Origin of the sequence: Nocardioides sp. T2.26MG-1, assembly GCF_950101795.1 — a bacterium.
Classification (GTDB): domain Bacteria; phylum Actinomycetota; class Actinomycetes; order Propionibacteriales; family Nocardioidaceae; genus Nocardioides.
Genome location: NZ_CATNLZ010000001.1, coordinates 477670 through 496180 on the forward strand (window position 1 = coordinate 477670; position 18511 = coordinate 496180).

Consider the following 18511-nt stretch of genomic DNA (forward strand, 5'->3'; position numbering starts at 1 on the left):
CACGCCCGCCGCGGCGGCCCTACGCTGCGACTCGTGTGCGACACCGTCGTCTTCCGCACCGAGCCCGGGATGGTGCTCGCGAAGAACTCCGACCGCGACCCCAACGAGGCGCAGCTGTGGGAGTGGACGCCGGCCGCCGATCACACCGCCGGCGCACGCACACGGACGACGTACGCCGACCTCCCGCAGGTCGCCCGGACCCACGCGACGGTGGTCTCCCGGCCCTGGTGGATGTGGGGTGCCGAGATGGGCACCAACGAGCACGGCGTCGCCATCGGCAACGAGGCGGTGTTCACCAAGGAGCCCACGAGCCTCGAGCCCGGCCTGCTCGGCATGGACCTCCTGCGGCTCGCGCTCGAGCGCGCAGCCTCGGCGCGCGAGGCCGTGGAGGTCGTCGTGGCGCTGCTCGAGGAGCACGGGCAGAGCGGATCGTGCAGCGTCGAGCACCGCCGCTTCACCTACCACAACAGCTTCCTCGTCGCCGACCGCGACAGCGCGATCGTGCTCGAGACCGCCGGGCGGCACTGGGCGACCGAGGAGGTGACCGGACCGGCACGCAGCATCAGCAACGGGCTCACGATCCCCGGCTTCGCCGAGCGGTACGCCGACCGGCTGCGCGGCCGGGTCGCCCGGTGCGGCCCCCGGCAGACGCTGACCCAGCACCGCGCCGGAGGGGCGGACGGCGTCCTGGACGCGATCTCGATCCTGCGCGACAACGGCACCGGCAGTGGTCCCCGGTGGTCTCTGGTCAACGGCTCGATGGCCGGGCCGAACATGCACGCGGGCGGCCTGCTCGCCTCCAGCCAGACCGTCGCGTCGTGGGTCAGCGACCTGGGGTCCGGCACCCACTGGGCGACCGGCACCGCCGACCCGGCGCTCTCGCTGTTCGTCCCGCTGCGCGTCGACGAGCCGCTCGCGGAGGCGGCGTACCCCACCGACGGCGTCAGCAACCGGCGCGACGACCGGTCGCTGTGGTGGCGGCACGAGCGGCTGCACCGCGACGCGCTGCGCGACTGGGACGGCGTCGAGGCGCGGATCGCCCCGGAGCGCGATGAGGCCCAGCGCCGGTGGGTGTCCCACCCGGTGCCGGCGGCCACCGCGCTCGCGGAGGCCGACGCGCTGCGCGAGCGCTGGGCCGCGGTCGCCGCCGCGACCACGGGTGACACCAGGCCGGCGTGGGTGCGCCGGCGCTGGACCGGATTCGAGCGGAAGGCGGTGGGCGCATGAGCCAGGTCATGAGCGACGTCATCGTGGTGGGAGCGGGGCTCTCCGGACTCGCGGCAGCCACCCGCCTGCGGGCGGCCGGGCGGTCCGTGGTGGTGCTGGAGGCGCGGGACCGCGTCGGCGGGCGCACCGAGGCGGGCGCCCTGAGCGACGGTCAGTGGATCGAGCTCGGCGGTCAGTGGGTCGGACCGACCCAGGACCGGATGTACGAGCTCATCGCCGAGCTCGGCCTCGAGACGATCCCGACGTACAACGACGGCGACATCGTGTTCTCGCTGTGCGGCCGCACAGGCAGACTGGCCGGCAAGAAGGGCGCGATCCCGCGGCTCAACCCGTTCGCGATCGCCGACCTCGCGCAGGGCACCCTGCGCTTCGCCCGCCTGGCGCGCCAGGTCGACCTCGACCGGCCGTGGACCACCGACCGCGCCGCCGCGCTGGACGGCCAGACGTTCCGGACCTGGGTGCAGCGCAACCTGCGCACGCCGCAGGGTCGGGCGTACTTCGAGCTCTACTGCGAGGCGGTGTTCTCCGCGGACCTCTCCGACCTCTCGCTGCTGCATGCGCTCTTCTACACGCGCTCCGGCACCGACATGGACACGCTGATGGCCGTCGACCGGGGTGCCCAGCAGGACCGGATCCTCGGCGGCTCCTGGCGGATCACCGAGCGCCTCGCCACGGGCCTCGACGTCCGCCTCGGGCAGCCCGTGCGGTCGGTCCACCACGACGGCGCCGGTGTGCGCGTGACGACCCGCGACGGCACGGCGTACGACGCGAAGCGCGCGATCATCACGGTCCCGCCCGCCCTGGCCGGCCGTCTGGAGTACGACCCACCGCTGCCCAGCTGGCGCGACCAGCTGACCCAGAAGGTCCCGGCCGGCAGCGTGTTCAAGGTCTACGCCGTGTACCCCGCGCCGTTCTGGCGCGACGACGGGCTCAGCGGCCAGGCCGGCTCGGACGTCGGTCCGGTCAAGGTCACCTTCGACAACACCCCGCCCGGCTACGACCGCGGCATCCTGATGGGCTTCATCGAGGCCGCCGACGGCCGGGAGTGGGCGCGCCGCGAGGCTGCGGAGCGCCGGGCCGCGGTCGTCGACTGCTTCGTGCGCTACTTCGGCCCGCGAGCGGCGGAGCCGCTGGAGTACCTCGAGCGTGACTGGATGGCCGAGGAGTTCACCCGCGGCTGCTACGGCGCGCACTTCGCGCCCGGCGTGTGGACCGGCTTCGGGCACGCGCTGCGGGAGCCGGTCGGCCGCCTGCACTGGGCCGGCGCCGAGTGCTCGCCGGTCTGGAACGGCTACATGGAGGGCGCCGTGCGCTCCGGTGAGGCCACCGCCGGGGAGGTGGCGGCTCTCCTGGGCGGCTGATCGAGGCCCGCCCAGTTTCGTCGGCCGGCCGACGAAACTCGCGCCCAGCCCACTCGCGCCCAGCCGCCTAGCAGGACAGCCCGTCCTCCGGCACGGTGCCGTCGACGAGGTAGGACTCCACCGCCTCGTCGACGCACTCGTTGTCGGAGTTGTAGCCGGTGTGGCCGTCGCCGTCGCGGCTGACCAGCACGCCCGACTCCAGCTGGTCGGCGAGGTGCACCGCCCAGTCGTACGGCGTGGCCGGGTCGCGGGTCGTGCCGATCACGACGATCGGCGCCGCGCCGGCCCCGCGAACGTCGCGGTCGCGCTCGGTGGAGCGGACCCGGATCCCCCCGCAGTTGGTGAGCCCCCACGCGAACACGCTGCCGAAGGTCGGCGACGCGGCCTCGAAGTCCGCCAGGTTGTCCGCCACCTCGTCCGGGCTGATCGCGTAGGGGTCGTCGAGACAGCTGATCGCGTAGATCGCCTCGGAGCTGTTGTCCTTGTAGCCGCCGCCGGGGGCACGTGAGGTGTAGAGGTCGGAGAGCTGCAGCAGCACCGACCCGTCGCCGGAGAAGCCGGCCCTGAGCGCCTGGCTGAGGATGACCCAGTAGTCGCGGCTGTAGAGCGGGAGCACGATGCCGTAGAACGCGTTGCCGACGTCGAGCTCGCGATCCCCTCCGCCGGGGAGCGGATGGGCGTCGACGTCGTCGATGAACCGCCGGATCCGGTCCAGCCCGGCGTCGACGGAGTCGCCCAGGAAGCAGTCGGTCGAGTCGACGCAGTTGGAGACGTAGGCGCGCAGCGCGGTCTCGAACCCCTGTGCCTGCTCCAGGCTGAGCTCGCGAGAGCTGATCGAGAGGTCGACGGCGCCGTCGAGTACCAGCCGGCCGACCTTGTCAGGGAACAGGTCGGCGTACGTCGCACCGAGCTTGGTGCCGTAGGACGCCCCGAAGTAGGTCATCGTCGACTCGCCGAGCGCCGCGCGCAGGACATCCATGTCGCGGGCCGCCTCGACCGTGGTGACGTGCGCGGCGAGCGCGCCCGAGCGCTCGGCACAGCCCTTGCCCAGCTCGTCCACCCAGCCCTCGTAGGCGGCAGCCTCCTCGGGGGTGTCCGGGTCGGGGTCGGTCGCGATGTAGTCGTCGAGCTGTTCGTCGGTGAGGCAGTCGACGGGGTCGCTGTCGCCGGTGCCACGGGGATCGAAGCCGACCACGTCGTAGACCTCGAGCAGTGGGTCGCGGAACACCGTCGCCGCGCTCGCGGCGTAGTCGGTGCCGGGCGCTCCGGGCCCGCCCGGGTTGACGACCATCGACCCGATCCGCCGGTCAGGGTCACTCGCCGGGACCTTCAGCACAGCCAGGTCGATGGTCTCGCCGTCCGGGTGGCGGTAGTCGAGCGGGACGGTGAGCGTCGTGCACAGCGCCTCGTCGTCGGGGCAGACCGACCACGCCAGGGTCTGGGAGTAGAACTCGGCCAGCGCGGGGCTCGGCGGCTCGGTCGCGCCCGGGTCGGGCCGCGTCGTCGGTGCATCCGTGCGGGGCGCCGGCCCGGGCTGGTCGCCGCCGGGGTCGAGGGCGGCCAGCACGGCGATACCGCCGACACCGAGCAGCAGGGCGAGGACGACCAGGAGGACCAGCGCGCGCTTCACCCGGCCCGCGCCTCCGGCGCGACGAGGCCCACCATCATCGACTCCAGGGCGAGCATCGGCTGCACGTTGAACTCCAGCATCTGCTCGCGAGCCTCGAAGATCGCGGCGATGCGACGCAGGTTGGCCTCGGGGGTCGACGTGCGCGCCAGCCGCTCGACGTCACCGCGGATCTCCTCGTTGACCAGCAGCCCGGGGACCCCGAGGGCGACCGAGATCGCGTCACGGTAGACCGAGACCAGGTCCATCAGCCCCCGGTCGATGACGTCGAGGTGGCGGCGCTTGGCGCGAGTCTTCTGGTCCTTCTCCAGGTCGCGGAGGGCGGGGGCGTACTCGCGCGGGCGGCGACCGCGCTCGACGACGCCGTACGCGCTGTCCAGGTCGGCCTTCTCGCGCGCGTCCAGATCAGCGGTCATCAGCTCGGCCTCCTGCTTGGCGACCTCGCTGAGGCTGGTGGCGGCCTCCATGCACGCGCGCAGGGAGACCAACCGCGCCGGCAGCGCGACGATCTCGCGGCGCCGGTCACGGGTCGCCTCGTCGCGGGCCAGCGCACGGGCCCGGCCGATGTGGCCCTGGCTGGCGCGGGCGGCGTACGACGCCACCGCGGCGTCGGCCCCGTCCGCGCGGGACAGGAACGCGGCGACGTCGGCGACGGTCGGGGTGGTGAGGGTGACCAGGCGGCACCGCGACCGGATCGTCGTCAGCACGTCCTCGACCGTGGGGGCGCACAGCATCCAGACCGTCCGGGAGGCCGGCTCCTCGATCGCCTTGAGCAGCGCGTTCCACGCGCGCTCGGTGAGCCGGTCGGCGTCCTCGATGATCATGATCTGCCAGCGCCGCCCGACCGGGGCGAGCGCCGAGCGCCGCACGAGGTCGCGCATCTCGTCGACGCCGATCGAGAGCTTCTCGGTGCGGATCACCGCGACGTCGGCGTGGCTGCCGGCGAGCACGGTGTGGCACTCGTGACAGGAGCCGCACCCACGCTCGGCGCCGGTGCGCTCGCACTGCAGCGCGGCGGCGAAGGCCACCGCAGCGTTGGACCGGCCCGAGCCGGGAGGGCCGGTGAAGAGGTAGGCGTGGCTCATGCCCTGGCCGTCGGCGGCCGCGCGCAGCGCCTCGATCGCACGGCGCTGGCCGACGAGGTCGTCCCAGACGGTGCCGGCGGTCATCGCCGCACCGCCTGCCGGAGCAGCGGGACCAGGCGCTCGCGGACCCGGCCGGCGATCTCGCCGCGGTCGGCGCGGGCGTCGATCACGAGGTAGTGGTCGGGGTCGGCCGCGGCCAGCCGGAGGAAGCCCTCGCGGGCCCGCAGGTGGAACGCCATCGACTCCCCCTCGATCCGGTCGCGCTCCTCGAAGCGGCCCAGGCCGTGCTCGGGCTCCAGGTCGAGGACCACAGTCAGGTGGGGGCGCAGGTCGTGGGTCGCCCAGCGCGCCACCTGTTCGACCTCGGCGACGTCGAGGGCCCGACCCGCGCCCTGGTAGGCGAGCATGGAGTCGACGTAGCGGTCGGTGATCACCACCTCGCCCCGGTCGAGCGCCGGCTGGACGACGGTGTCGACGTGCTCGGCCTTGTCGGCGGCGTAGAGAAGCGCCTCCGTGCGGTCGGAGATCTCGCCGGTCTCGGGGCTGAGCACGATCGTGCGCAGCTTGCGGCCCACCTCGGTGGCGCCCGGCTCGAAGGTGCACAGCACGGCGTAGCCCTGCTCCTCGAGCCAGTCCCCGAGCAGGCCGGACTGGGTGGACTTGCCCGACCCGTCGCCGCCCTCGAAGCAGACGAACACACCGGTGCCGGCGTAGACGCCGACGGGCGCCATCACCGGTCGAGTGCTCACGCGAGGAACCTACGGGGCGGCGCCGACGCTTTCCACCGCGGGTCCACAACGACATACGCCGAGCCCCGAGATCCCCTGGTCAGGGTGGGGGTCTCGGGGCTCGGACTCGGTGGCCTCGCGCCTCAGCGCCGTGCGGGTGTGAGGATCTCGCGCCCCTGGGGATCGTCGTGGTCGGAGTCGTCATCCGACGGCAGACCGATCACCAGGGACGCGAGCAGCACGGCGGAGGCGACGCCGAGGACCACCTGCACGAGGGCCCGGCGGCGAGTGGGGACGGGACGGCCATGATCGGCTGGTACCCACTCGCGCGCCGGGCGATGCGGTTCAGCGGACGCCGGGTGGCTCGGCTTCGAGGTGCGCGATCTCCTCGACGAGCTCGTCGGGCGGCGGCGGCGTGGGCTCCGCCTCGGCTCCGGCACCACCGGTGCCGGCGGTGCGCTTCTTGTTCCAGACGTCGAAGGCGACCGCAAGCAGCAGCACGAGGCCCTTGATGGCCTGCTGCCAGTCGATGCCGATGCTGTTCAGCGACATGCCGTTGTTGAGGACACCCATGACGAGACCACCGATGATGGCTCCGATCACGGTGCCGACACCGCCGGTGACGGCCGCGCCACCGATGAACGAGGCCGCGATGGCGTCGAGCTCGAAGTTGACGCCTGCCTTCGGGTTGGCCGCGGTGAGGCGGGCGGTCGTGACGAGGCCGGCGAGGCCGGCCAGGAAGCCCATGTTCGTCATCACCAGGAAGTCGACCCGGCGCGTGTTCACACCGGACATCGTCGCGGCGTCGACGTTGCCGCCGATGGCGTAGACGTGCCGGCCGAAGACCGTGCGGGACATGATGAACGTGTACATCCCGATCAGGGCGAACAGGATCAGGCCGACGATCGGCAGGCCGCGCGCGTCGGCGAGGAGGTAGGAGAACTCCATGATCACGATGCCGAGCACGATCTGCTTGAGCGCGAACATCGGGAAGGGCAGGACCTCGAAGTTGTAGCGCTTGGACGCCTGCCGCTTGCGGAAGTCGAAGAAGATCAGCAGGGCGACGACCGCGACGCCGAGGATCAGCGTCAGGTTGTGCAGGTCGGTGTCCGGGCCGACCTCCGGGAGGAAGCCGTTGCCGATCTTCTTGAAGCCGTCCGGCAGGCCGCCGACGGTCGCACCCTCGAGGACCACGAGCGTGAGCCCGCGGAAGAGCAGCATGCTCGAGAGCGTGACGATGAACGCCGGGATGCCGACGTAGGCGACCCAGAACCCGTGCCAGGCGCCGATCAGGGCGCCGAGGGCCAGGCAGAGGACCACGGCCAGGAACCACGGCACGTCGTGCTTGGTCATCAGGATCGCGCCGACCGCGCCGACGAAGGCCGCCACGGATCCGACCGACAGGTCGATGTGGCGGGCCACGATCACGATCACCATGCCGATGGCCAGGATCAGGATCTGGGCGTTCTGCACGACCAGGTTCGACACGTTGATCGGCTTCAGCAGCACGCCGTTGGTCGTGATCTGGAAGAGGATGACGATCGCCGCCAGGGCGATGATCATCCCGTACTGGCGGATGTTCCCGCGCAGGATGGAGGCCACGTTGCTCATCAGTTGTCTCGCTCCGCTGTCATGTACCGCATGAGCGACTCCTGGGTGGCGTCACTCTTCGCGAACTCGTGGGTGATCACGCCCTCCGCGAGCGTGTAGATCCGGTCGCACAGGCCGAGCAGCTCAGGCAGCTCGGAGGAGATCACCAGGACCCCCTTCCCCTCGCGGGCGAGGGACTGGACGATGCCGTAGATCTCGAACTTGGCGCCCACGTCGATGCCGCGCGTGGGCTCGTCGAGGATGAGCAGCTGCGGCTCGGTGTAGAGCCACTTGCTCAGCACGACCTTCTGCTGGTTGCCGCCCGAGAGCTTGCGGACCCCGTCGGCGACGCTGGTCGCCTTGATGCCGAAGCTGCGGCGATAGCGCTCGGCGACCACCACCTCCTCGCGCTCGTCGACCGTCAGGCCCTTGCGCAGCCGGTCCAGGCCGGCGGAGGTGATCGAGGTCTTCACGTCGTCGAGGAGGTTCAGGCCCAGGCCCTTGCGGTCCTCGCTGACGTAGGCGATGCCGGCGCGGATCGCCTCGTGCACCGTCTTGAGCTTCAGGTCACGGCCGGCCAGCCGCAGCTCGCCCGAGTGCCGGCTGCCGTACGAGCGCCCGAAGATGCTGCGGGCCAGCTCGGTGCGGCCCGCGCCCATCAGGCCGGCGATGCCGACGATCTCGCCGCGGCGGACGGTGAGGCTCGCGTTGTCGATGACCACCCGGTGGTGGTCATCGGGGTGCATGACCGTCCAGTCGTCGACCTCGAGGAGCACCTCACCGATCTGGGGGGTGTGGTCGGGGAATCGGTGCTCGAGGCTCCGGCCGACCATCCCGCGGATGATCCGGTCCTCGTCGACCCCGCCGGCGGTCACGTCGAGCGTCTCGATGGTGCGACCGTCGCGCAGGATCGTGATGGAGTCGGAGATCCGGGCGATCTCGTTCAGCTTGTGGCTGATCATGATCGAGGTGATGCCCTTGCCCTTCAGCCCCTTGAGCAGGTCGAGCAGGTGGTTGGAGTCGTCGTCGTTGAGCGCGGCGGTCGGCTCGTCGAGGATGAGGAGCCTGACCTCCTTGCTCAGCGCCTTGGCGATCTCGACCAGCTGCTGCTTGCCGATGCCCAGGTTCTTGACCGGGGTGAGCGGGTTCTCCCGCAGTCCCACTCGCGCCATCAGCTCGATGGCCCGGCTGTTGGCGGCGTCCCAGTTGATGACGCCGCGGGTCGCGGTCTCGTTGCCGAGGAAGATGTTCTCGGCGATTGAGAGGTCCGGGATCAGCGCCAGCTCCTGATGGATGATGACGATGCCCGCAGACTCGCTCTGCCGGATGTTGGAGAAGGCGACCGGCTGGCCTTCGTAGACGATCTCGCCGTCATAGGTTCCGTGCGGGTGGACGCCGCTCAGCACCTTCATCAGCGTCGACTTGCCTGCGCCGTTCTCACCGCAGATGGCGTGGATCTCGCCACGCTCGACGGCGAGGTTGACGTCAGACAGTGCCAGCACGCCGGGGAAGCGCTTGGTGATGGAGCGCATCTCCAGGATCGGCTGGGCCATGGGCCACCTCCTCGTTGGATCGGTGTTGGTAGCCCGCGGGCGGGCCCGGGTTGTCCGAGCCCGCCCGCGGGGGGATCACTTCAGCTCGTCCTCGGTGTAGTAGCCCGAGTCGACAAGCGCCGTCTGGACGTTCTCCTTGGTCACGAGCATCGGGTCGAGCAGGTACGACGGGACCACCTTGACGCCGTTGTCGTACGTCTCGGTGTCGTTGACCTCGGGCTCGTCACCCGCACTGATGGCCTTGATCATGTTGACCGTGACCTCGGCGAGGTCGCGGGTGTCCTTGAACACCGTGGAGTACTGCTCGCCGGCGAGGATCGACTTGACCGACTGCACCTCGGCGTCCTGACCGGTGACGACCGGCAGGTCCTTGCCGCCGCCGCCGTAGCCGTTGCCCTGGAGCGCGGCGATGATGCCCAGCGAGAGGCCGTCGTACGGCGAGAGCACGCCGTCGACCGTCTTGGAGGCGTAGGTGCCGGTGAGGATGTCCTCCATGCGCTTCTGCGCAGTGGCGGGGTCCCAACGCAGGATCGCGGCCTGGTCGAAGTCGGTCTGACCCGAGGGCACCACGATGTCGCCGGAGTCGATCATCGGCTGCAGGATCGACATGGCCCCGTCCCAGAAGAACGTCGCGTTGTTGTCGTCGGGCGAGCCCGCGAACAGCTCGACGTTGTAGGGGCCGTCACCCTTGGCCTTGAGTCCGTCGACCAGCGACTGCGCCTGGATCACGCCGACCTGGAAGTTGTCGAAGGTCGTGTAGTAGCTGACCGCGTCCGTGTCCCGGATGAGCCGGTCGTACGAGATGATCTCGATGTCCTGGCTGGCAGCGGTGTCGAGCACCTCGCCGAGCGCGGTGCCGTCGATGGCCGCGACGACGAGCATGTCGACGCCCTTGGTGACCATGTTCTCCACCTGGGAGACCTGGGTCGGGATGTCGTCCTCGGCGTACTGCAGGTCGACCGAGTAGCCGGCGTCCTCCAGCTGCTTCTTGATGTTGTTGCCGTCAGCGATCCAACGCTCCGAGGACTTGGTGGGCATCGCGACACCGATGGTGCCGCCACCGCCGCCGGAGCCGTCTTCCGCCTTCGAGTCGTCGTCCCCGCCGCACGCGGCGAGTGACAGCGCAAGGCCGCCTGCGACGATCGTGGTGAGTAGCTTGCGCATGCACCTTCTCCATATCACTACTTGCGGGCGCAGGTCGGTCCCACACCCTGCTCCGGTCGCCGGTGCCATCACAGGCCCTGCGCCAGTCGGTGGTACGCCGCGTTCCACCGGAGCTCCTTGGTGAGCCCGCGGACGGTGGTGTCGGCGTCGATCAGCACGAGCTCCGTGCTGAGCATCTCCGCGAGGTCGTCGAGGTGCTCGGAGGTCAGCGCGGTGGACAGCACCGTGTGGTGCGGTCCGCCGGCGACCAGCCAGGCCTCGGTGGACGTGCGGAGGTCGGGGGCCGGTCGCCACACCGCGCGAGCGACCGGGAGGTTGGGCAGCGGCTCGACGGGAGCCACGACCTCGATCTCGTTGGCGACGAAGCGGAACCTCTCGCCGAGGTCGGCGGTGCCGAGCACGACGCCGGGTCCGGGGGCCGCGTCGAAGACGAGCCGGACCGGGTCCTCGCGGTCGCCGATGCCGAGGGGGTGGATCTCGAGCGAGGGCCGCGCCACCGCGATGCTCGGGCAGACCTCGAGCATGTGCGCGCCGAGGATCAGCTCCTCGCCGGGCACCAGGTGGTAGGTGTAGTCCTCCATGAAGGACGTGCCGCCGGGCAGGCCGTCGGCGACGACCTTGAGGGTGCGCAGCATCGTGGAGGTCTTCCAGTCGCCCTCGCCGCCGAACCCGTAGCCGTCGGCCATCAGCCGCTGCACGGCCAGGCCCGGGAGCTGGCGGAGACCGCCGAGGTCCTCGAAGTTGCTCGTGAAGGCGGTGAAGCCGCCGTCGGTGAGGAACGCGCGCAGGCCCAGCTCGATGCGGGCGCCGTAGCGCAGGGACTCGTGCCGCTCGCCCCCGGGCAGCAGCTCGGCGGCGACGTCGTAGCTGTCGGCGTACTCCTGGCAGAGCTTGTCGATGTCGATGTCGGCGACCTCGTCGACGACCGCGACCAGGTCGTTGACGCCCCAGGTGTTGACCGAGACGCCGAAGCGCCGCTCGGCCTCGACCTTGTCACCGTCGGTGACCGCGACGTTGCGCATGTTGTCGCCGAAGCGGGCCAGCCTCATGCCGGCCAGCGCGTGGCGGCCGAGCGCCGCGCGCGCCCAGACGCCGACCCGGCGGGCGACCTCGGGGTCCTCGACGTGGCCGGTGACGGTCTTGCGGCTCACGCCCATGCGGGTCTGCACGGACGCGAACTCCCGGTCGCCGTGGGCGGCCTGGTTGAGGTTCATGAAGTCCATGTCGATCTCGGCCCACGGCAGCGCCTGGTTCGCCTGCGTGTGCAGGTGGAGCAGCGGCTTGCGCAGGGCGTCGAGCCCGGTGATCCACATCTTCGCGGGGCTGAACGTGTGCATCCACGCGATGACCCCGACGCAGGAGTCGGTCGCGGTGGCGTCGAGGAGGGCGCGGCGGATCGAGTCGGACTCGGTGAGGACCGGCTTGGTCACGACCCGCAACGGCAGGTGCGGCGAGGCGTCGAGCGCGGCGGCGATCTGCGCCGCGTGGTCGGCGACCTGGTCGATGACCTCCGGGCCGTACAGGTGCTGGCTCCCGGTGAGGAACCAGATCTCGAGGTCCTGCGGCTGCTGCGTCACGCGACTCCTCCGGTCTCTTGCTGAACCTGGCCATAGACGTTCTGGTAGCGGTCGAAGAGCGAGTCGACGTCCGCCTGGGCGATCGGCAGCGGCTCCCCGAGCTGGCGGGTGATGTGCACGGTCCGGGCGACGTCCTCGACCATCACCGCGGCCTTGACCGCCGCACGGGCGTCGCGGCCGACGGTGAACGGGCCGTGGTTCTGCATGAGGACGGCGGGCGAGCGGCTCTCGCGCAGCGTCTCGACGATGCCGCGGCCGATCGAGTCGTCGCCGATCAGCGCGAACGGCCCGATGGGGATCTCGCCCCCGAACTCGTCGGCGGCCATGGTGAGCACGCAGGGGACCGGCTCGCCACGCGCGGCCCACGCGGTCGCGTAGGTGGAGTGGGTGTGCACGACCCCGCCGACCTGCGGCAGGTGCCGGTACACGTAGGCGTGCGCGGCGGTGTCGGAGCTGGGCTGGCGGGTGCCCTCGACGAGGTTGCCGTCGAGGTCGCAGACCACCATCGCGGCCGCGTCCAGCTCGTCATAGGCGACGCCGGACGGCTTGATCACGAACAGGTCGGCACCGGGCACCCGGCCCGACACGTTGCCGGCGGTCCAGACGACCAGCTGGTAGCGGGTCAGCTCGGCGTGCAGCGCCGCGACCTCCTCGCGCAGCCGCTGCACGGCGGCGCGGTGCTCGGCCGGTACCTGGCTCGACGTGGGAGTCGACGGGGCGCTCATGCGGCACCGCCCGCGTGCGCCTCGCGCCGGATCGCCCGGAGCCGGCGCATGACCTCGTTGGTGCCCCGACCGAAGTAGTCGTGGAGGGTGCGGTACTCGGCGTACACCGCGTCGTAGGCCGCGGCCCGCGCCGGGTCGGGCCGGTGCGCGTCGCGCTGCACGCCGCCCATGGCTGCGGAGGCGGCGTGGATGTCGGGGTAGGCGCCCGCGGCCACGGCGGCGTGGATCGCCGACCCGAGGGCCGGCCCCTGGTCCGAGGTGATCACCGAGATCGGCATGTTCAGCACGTCGGCGTAGATCTGCATGAGCAGCTCGTTCTTCAACAGCCCGCCGGCGGCGACGAACTCGCGCACCGGGACGCCGGAGGCGTTGAACGTCTCGACGATCGTGCGGGTGCCGAACGCGGTCGCCTCGATCAGGGCGCGGTAGATGTCCTCGGGCCGGGTGGTGAGCGTCAGGCCGAGGACCACGCCGCTGAGCTCGTGGTCGACGAGGACCGAGCGGTTGCCGCTGTGCCAATCGAGGGCCACCAGGCCGTGCTCGCCCACCGCCTGCGACGCGGCCTTCTCGGTGAGCAGCTCGTGGACGTTGAGGCCGCGGGCGGCGGCCTCGTCGACGTACGCCGCGGGCACCGCGTTGGTCACGAACCAGTTGAAGATGTCGCCCACACCCGACTGCCCGGCCTCGTAGCCCCAGAGCCCCGCCGTGATGCCGCCGTCGACGACGCCGCACATGCCGGGGACCTCGCGCAGCACCTCGCCGTTCATGATGTGGCACGTCGAGGTGCCCATGATCGCGAGCATCCGGCCGGACTCGGTCGACTGGGCGGCGGGGGCGGTGACGTGGGCGTCGACGTTGCCGACCGCGACCACGATCCCGGCCGGCAGCCCGGTCCACGCGGCGGCCTCGTCGGTGAGCCGGCCGGCGGCCTCGCCGAGGTGGCCGGAGACGGGCTGGAGCAGGTCGTCGACGAACCCGGCGAAGTCGGGGTGCAGCTCGGCGAGGAAGTCGCGGGTCGGGTAGGTGCCGTCCTGGAAGATGCCCTTGTAGCCGGCCGTGCAGGCGTTGCGGACGTAGCGGCCGCACAGCTGCCACACGATCCAGTCGGCCGCCTCGACCCAGTGCTCGGTGGCCCGGTAGGTCTCCGGGCTCTCCTCGAGCAGCTGGAGCCCCTTGGCGAACTCCCACTCCGAGGAGATCAGGCCGCCGTAGCGGGGCAGCCAGGCCTCGCCCCGCTTGCTCGCGAGCGCGTTGATCCGGTCGGCCTGCGGCTGCGCGGCGTGGTGCTTCCAGAGCTTGACGTAGGCGTGCGGCTCGGAGGCGAAGCCGTCCACCTCGTTGAGCGGCGTGCCGTCGGCGGTGGTCGGCACCATCGTGCACGCCGTGAAGTCGGTGCCGATGCCGATCACCCGGGCCGGATCGACCCCGGCCATCTCGAGCGCGGCCGGCACCGCGATGCGCAGCACGTCGACGTAGTCCGCGGGCACCTGCAAAGCCCAGTCCGGGCCGAGCGGCGTCCCGTCGGGCAGCTCGCGGTCCAGGACTCCGTGGGAGTACTCGTGCGTGGCGGAGCCGAGCTCGGCCCCGTCCTCGACGCGCACGACGACCGCGCGACCCGAGAGCGTGCCGTAGTCGACACCGACCACGAAGTGGGAGCCGGAGCTCTGAGACACCACGGTGCACCTCCTGTGACGACGGTCATAAGTGAGCGTTCACACGAGTGTGAGCGTTCACACGGGGGTCGTCAAGAGGCGTGCGGAAGATGGGGACGAAAGTTCTCCAGCACGGGACGTAGGTCAGATCACGCCCAGGTCACGGCGGCTCCCCGAGCCTCCCTGATACCGCGCCGCGTGCGCCTGGAACGGCCCGGTTCAAGCCCTGGAGAAGATGGGAGCGCTCCCGAGGTCCGCCGGCCGATCGGCCCGGTCAGGTCGCGAGGACCCGCGGCGCCGCGGTCGAGGAGCGGACCACCAACGAGGTCGGGACCAGCTCGGCGGTCGGGTCCTTCTCCCCGCCCAGCACCCGCTCGAGCAGCGCCATCGTGCGGCGGCCGAGCTCGCCGAAGTCCTGCCGCACCGAGGTGAGCGGGGGGTCGATGAAGGCCGACTCCGGCAGGTCGTCGAAGCCGACCACGGAGACGTCGTCCGGCACCCGTCGGCCGGCCTCGCGCAGCGCCGCGATGACGCCGAGCGCCATCTGGTCGTTGGCCGCGAAGATCGCGGTCACCCCCGGGTCGCGGGCGAGGGACACCCCGGCCTCGTAGCCGCTCTGGGCGCTCCAGTCGCCACCCCAGCGCAGTGGCGGGACCTCGCGGCCCCAGGCCTCCAGCTCGAGCCGCCACCCCTCGACGCGCGCCGACGCCTCCGCCCATCCGGGCGGTCCGGCGACGTGGACCACCGTGCGGTGGCCGAGCTCGAGCAGGTGCCGCGTGGCCAGCTGGCCACCCTGCACGTTGTCGATGCCGACGGTCAGCGGCGTACGGGAGAGGTCGCCCTCGACGACGACCGTGGGCAGCCCGAGGTCCGCCTCGCGGGCGAACCGCAGCATCGAGTCGTGCGGGATGATCAGCACCACCGCCTCGACACCGAGCTGGAGCAGCTCCTCGACCGCCTCGCGGGTGTCCTCGGCGGTCAGGGCATGGAGCGTGCTCACCGTGATGCGGTACTCCGTCCGCCGGGCCGCGGCGTCGAGCGCCAGCAGCACCTGCTGCGGGCCGTGGTGGCTCGTCCCCCAGGTGGCGACCCCGATCAGACGCGAGTGCTTGGAGGCCAGCATCCGCGCCGAGCGGTTGGGCCGGTAGCCGAGGTCGACGATCGCGGCGCGCACGCGCGAGGCGGTGTCGGGGCGCACGCTGGGCGAGTTGTTGATGACCCGGGAGACCGTCTGGTGGGAGACACCAGCCTGCGCCGCCACGTCCGCCATCGTCGGATGGCGCTTCCTGCTCCGTGCGGGCATGGTCGAAGGCTACTGGCAGCCGCGCGGCGTACGGGTCAGGATCGCTTGGCCGCGGCCTTCTTCGTCGCCGTCTTGGCCGTGGACTTCTTCGCGGTCGCCTTCTTGGCCGGCGCCTTCTTCGCGCCCTTCTTGGCCGCCTTCTTGGCCGGACCCTTGGCCCGGCGCTCGGCGAGCAGCTCGGCGGCGCGCTCGATCGTGATCGACTCCACCGAGTCCTCCTTGCGGAGGGTGGCGTTGTACTCGCCGTCGGTGACGTACTCGCCGAACCGGCCGGCCTTCACCACCACCGGCTGGCCCGAGACCGGGTCGTTGCCGAGCTCCTTGAGCGGCGCCGCGGCCGCGGCCCGGCCGCGCTGCTTGGGCTGGGCGTAGATCCGCAGCGCCTCGTCGAGGGTGATCGTGAGCAGCTGGTCCTCCGAGGTCAGCGACCGGGAGTCGGTGCCCTTCTTGAGGTAGGGACCGTAGCGGCCGTTCTGGGCGGTGATCTCCTCGCCGTCCTCGGCCACGCCGACCACCCGCGGCAGCGAGAGCAGCTTGACCGCGTCGTCGAGGGTGACCGTGTCGAGCGACATCGACTTGAACAGCGAGCCGGTGCGGGCCTTCGCGGACTTCGGGGCGTCCTCGGGCAGCACCTCGGTGACGTACGGGCCGAAGCGGCCGTTCTTGGCCACCACCTCGAGCCCGGACTCGGGGTGCACGCCCAGCAGGATCTCCTCGCCCGCAGGGTTGGCCAGCAGCTCCTGGGCCTTCTCGAGCGTGAGCTCGTCGGGGGGCAGGTCGTCGGGCACGTTCGCGCGACGGGCGAGTGGCGTCCCGTCCTCGTCGGGCCCCTCCAGGTAGGGGCCGTACCGGCCGACCCGGAGGTTGATCCCCGAGTCGGGCCCGCCGACCGGGAACGTCGCGAGCTCGCGCGCGTCGATGTCGCCGAGGCCGTCCACGAGGGGCTTGAGGCCCACGACGCTGTCGGAGCCGAAGTAGAACTCGCCGAGCTCGGTCTGGAGGTCCTTGCGCCCGCCGGCGATCTCGTCGAGCACGTCCTCCATGCCCGCGGTGAACTCGTAGGAGACCTGCCGCGGGAAGTGCTCCTCCAGCAGCCGGGTCACCGAGAACGCCAGCCACGCCGGCACCAGCGCGGTGCCCTTCTTGTAGACGTAGCCGCGGTTGAGGATGGTCCCGATGATCGAGGCGTACGTCGAGGGCCGGCCGATCTCGCGGTCCTCGAGCTCCTTGATCAGCGTGGCCTCGGTGTAGCGGGCCGGCGGCTTGGTCTCGTGGCCGTTGGCGGCCAGCGACGCCGCGGCGACCCCGTCGCCCTCGTGGAGGTCGGGCAGCGGGACCTGGTCGTCGTCGCTGCGCTTGCCGCCCTCGGTGCCCTCGACGTACGCCTTGAGGAACCCGTGGAACGTGATCACGCGGCCGGAGGCCGAGAACACCACGTCGCGGCCGTCGGCGGCCGCGCCGCCGATGCGGACCGACACCGACTGCCCGACGGCGTCCTTCATCTGGGAGGCGACCGTGCGCATCCAGATCAGCTCGTAGAGCCGGAACTGCTCCCCGGTGAGCCCGGTCTGGGCCGGCGTGCGGAACGAGTCTCCCGCCGGCCGGATCGCCTCGTGCGCCTCCTGGGCGTTCTTGACCTTGCTCGCGTAGACGCGCGGCGTGTCGGGGAGGTACTCCGCGCCGTACAGCTCACGGACCTGGGCGCGCGCCGCCTCGACCGCGCCGCCCGAGAGCGTCGTGGAGTCGGTACGCATGTAGGTGATGAAGCCGTTCTCGTACAGACGCTGGGCGACCGACATCGTCACCGACGCGCTCATGCCGAGCTTGCGGCTCGCCTCCTGCTGCAGCGTGGTGGTGCGGAACGGTGCGTACGGCGAGCGCCGGTAGGGCTTGGCCTCGACCGAGCGGACGTCGAACGACGTGTCGGCGAGCGCCGCGACCAGGCCCTCGGCGGCGGCGCGGTCCAGGTGGACCCGCTCGCCCTTCTTGCTCTTGAGCAGGCCGTCGGGCCCGAAGTCCGAGCCGCCGGCCACCCGGCCGCCGTCGATCGAGTGGAGCTTGGCCGGGAACATCCTGGGCTCCTTGCTCGCCCCGGCGTCGAAGGTGCCCTCGAGGTCCCAGTAGGACGCGACGTGGAACGCCATCCGCTCGCGCTCGCGGTCGACGACCAGCCGGGTCGCGACCGACTGCACCCGGCCCGCGGACAGGCCGGACATGACCTTCTTCCAGAGCACCGGGCTGACCTCGTAGCCGTAGAGGCGGTCGAGGATGCGGCGCGCCTCCTGGGCCTCGACCAGGTCCATGTCGAGCTCGCGGGGGTGCTCGGCCGCGTCGAGGATGGCCTGCTTGGTGATCTCGTGGAAGACCATCCGCTTGACCGGGATGTCCTTCTTGGGCTTGAGCTCGTCGAGCAGGTGCCAGGCGATCGCCTCGCCCTCGCGGTCCTCGTCGGTGGCGAGGTAGAGCTCGTCGGCGTCCTTGAGCAGCGTCTTGAGCTTGGAGATGTGCGCCTTCTTGTCGCGCGGCACCACGTAGTAGGGCTCGAAGCCGTTGTCGATGTCGACACCGAACCGGCCCCACCACTTGTCCTTGATCTTCGCGGGGGTGTCGGCGGCGCTCTGGGGAAGGTCGCGGATGTGGCCGATGGAGGACTCGACGACGTACCCCTCACCGAGGTACCCGCCGATCGTGCGGGCCTTCGCCGGGGACTCGACGATCACCAACTTGTGTGCCACGAGGTGTGTTCTCCTGCTTCCTGCGGACGAGGTGCGCCCGATGGAGAGGGCTCACGGCCGAACACGGTAGCGCGTGCTCCGTCGGCGGCCGCGCCGAGCGTCTCGCCACGACACCGAGCGCTCCCTCAACGTTTCGGCGGTCCGCTCCGTCAAGGGACAGTACGTGAGAGGTAGGTCGACCCGA

At 71.3% G+C, this 18511-nt stretch carries 14 protein-coding genes; 2 read left to right on the plus strand and 12 right to left on the minus strand.

All coding sequences use genetic code 11. The features are described 5' to 3' along the window. Nucleotides 1–33 precede the first annotated feature (33 nt). A complete protein-coding gene (locus QQZ14_RS02375; protein WP_284532563.1) occupies nucleotides 34–1227 on the plus strand; it encodes a C69 family dipeptidase in 1194 nt (397 codons plus the stop codon). Continuing rightward, complete coding sequence (locus QQZ14_RS02380) at nucleotides 1224–2588, plus strand: flavin monoamine oxidase family protein (protein ID WP_284532564.1); 1365 nt, start codon at nucleotides 1224–1226, stop codon at nucleotides 2586–2588. The genes QQZ14_RS02375 and QQZ14_RS02380 overlap by 4 nt, the downstream gene beginning before the upstream one ends. Nucleotides 2589–2655: 67 nt before the next feature. Here the strand turns inward: QQZ14_RS02380 and QQZ14_RS02385 are convergent, their stop codons facing one another. From QQZ14_RS02385 to topA, 12 genes are all read right to left on the minus strand, one after another. Next, the gene (locus tag QQZ14_RS02385) at nucleotides 2656–4218 is read right to left on the minus strand and encodes an alpha/beta hydrolase (protein WP_284532565.1); all 1563 of its coding nucleotides are present in this window, start codon (nucleotides 4216–4218) and stop codon (nucleotides 2656–2658) included. Beyond that, nucleotides 4215–5384: a DNA polymerase III subunit delta' gene (locus QQZ14_RS02390; protein WP_284532566.1), complete on the minus strand. Its 1170-nt coding sequence runs from the start codon at nucleotides 5382–5384 to the stop codon at nucleotides 4215–4217. The genes QQZ14_RS02385 and QQZ14_RS02390 overlap by 4 nt, the downstream gene beginning before the upstream one ends. Continuing rightward, nucleotides 5381–6049 carry a dTMP kinase gene (gene tmk / locus QQZ14_RS02395; protein ID WP_342395214.1) on the minus strand — a complete coding sequence of 223 codons (669 nt, stop codon included), beginning with the start codon at nucleotides 6047–6049 and terminating at the stop codon, nucleotides 5381–5383. Before tmk ends, QQZ14_RS02390 begins: the two co-directional genes overlap by 4 nt. Before the next feature lie 122 nt (nucleotides 6050–6171). Further along, nucleotides 6172–6294 (minus strand): hypothetical protein, encoded by a 123-nt coding sequence (locus tag QQZ14_RS02400; RefSeq protein ID WP_284532567.1) that lies wholly within the window; start codon nucleotides 6292–6294, stop codon nucleotides 6172–6174. 79 nt (nucleotides 6295–6373) lie between these two features. Continuing rightward, on the minus strand, nucleotides 6374–7639 hold the full coding sequence (gene mmsB, locus QQZ14_RS02405; RefSeq protein WP_284532568.1) for a multiple monosaccharide ABC transporter permease: 1266 nt from the start codon (nucleotides 7637–7639) through the stop codon (nucleotides 6374–6376). Next, complete coding sequence (gene mmsA, locus QQZ14_RS02410; protein ID WP_284532569.1) at nucleotides 7639–9171, minus strand: multiple monosaccharide ABC transporter ATP-binding protein; 1533 nt, start codon at nucleotides 9169–9171, stop codon at nucleotides 7639–7641. The genes mmsB and mmsA overlap by 1 nt, the downstream gene beginning before the upstream one ends. Before the next feature lie 75 nt (nucleotides 9172–9246). After that, nucleotides 9247–10335 carry a multiple monosaccharide ABC transporter substrate-binding protein gene (chvE, locus tag QQZ14_RS02415; RefSeq protein WP_284532570.1) on the minus strand — a complete coding sequence of 363 codons (1089 nt, stop codon included), beginning with the start codon at nucleotides 10333–10335 and terminating at the stop codon, nucleotides 9247–9249. Nucleotides 10336–10403: 68 nt separating this feature from the next. After that, nucleotides 10404–11912 carry an L-arabinose isomerase gene (gene araA / locus QQZ14_RS02420; RefSeq protein ID WP_284532571.1) on the minus strand — a complete coding sequence of 503 codons (1509 nt, stop codon included), beginning with the start codon at nucleotides 11910–11912 and terminating at the stop codon, nucleotides 10404–10406. Further along, complete coding sequence (locus QQZ14_RS02425; RefSeq protein ID WP_284532572.1) at nucleotides 11909–12637, minus strand: L-ribulose-5-phosphate 4-epimerase; 729 nt, start codon at nucleotides 12635–12637, stop codon at nucleotides 11909–11911. The genes araA and QQZ14_RS02425 overlap by 4 nt, the downstream gene beginning before the upstream one ends. Beyond that, nucleotides 12634–14313, minus strand: a complete 1680-nt coding sequence (araB, locus tag QQZ14_RS02430; RefSeq protein WP_284532573.1) for a ribulokinase — start codon at nucleotides 14311–14313, stop codon at nucleotides 12634–12636. The genes QQZ14_RS02425 and araB overlap by 4 nt, the downstream gene beginning before the upstream one ends. 250 nt (nucleotides 14314–14563) lie before the next feature. Further along, nucleotides 14564–15592, minus strand: a complete 1029-nt coding sequence (locus tag QQZ14_RS02435; protein ID WP_284532574.1) for a LacI family DNA-binding transcriptional regulator — start codon at nucleotides 15590–15592, stop codon at nucleotides 14564–14566. A gap of 35 nt (nucleotides 15593–15627) precedes the next feature. Continuing rightward, the gene (gene topA, locus QQZ14_RS02440) at nucleotides 15628–18327 is read right to left on the minus strand and encodes a type I DNA topoisomerase (RefSeq protein ID WP_284532575.1); all 2700 of its coding nucleotides are present in this window, start codon (nucleotides 18325–18327) and stop codon (nucleotides 15628–15630) included. Between the last annotated feature and the right edge of the window lie 184 nt (nucleotides 18328–18511).

Excerpts from the sequence above, each read along its gene's own strand:
- QQZ14_RS02390 (WP_284532566.1), bottom strand. The coding sequence starts at position 5,384 with ATGACCGCCGGCACCGTCTGGGACGACCTCGTCGGCCAGCGCCGTGCG.
- chvE (WP_284532570.1), bottom strand. The coding sequence starts at position 10,335 with ATGCGCAAGCTACTCACCACGATCGTCGCAGGCGGCCTTGCGCTGTCA.
- QQZ14_RS02435 (WP_284532574.1), bottom strand. The coding sequence starts at position 15,592 with ATGCCCGCACGGAGCAGGAAGCGCCATCCGACGATGGCGGACGTGGCG.
- mmsB (WP_284532568.1), bottom strand. The coding sequence starts at position 7,639 with ATGAGCAACGTGGCCTCCATCCTGCGCGGGAACATCCGCCAGTACGGG.
- QQZ14_RS02380 (WP_284532564.1), top strand. The coding sequence starts at position 1,224 with ATGAGCCAGGTCATGAGCGACGTCATCGTGGTGGGAGCGGGGCTCTCC.
- mmsA (WP_284532569.1), bottom strand. The coding sequence starts at position 9,171 with ATGGCCCAGCCGATCCTGGAGATGCGCTCCATCACCAAGCGCTTCCCC.
- QQZ14_RS02425 (WP_284532572.1), bottom strand. The coding sequence starts at position 12,637 with ATGAGCGCCCCGTCGACTCCCACGTCGAGCCAGGTACCGGCCGAGCAC.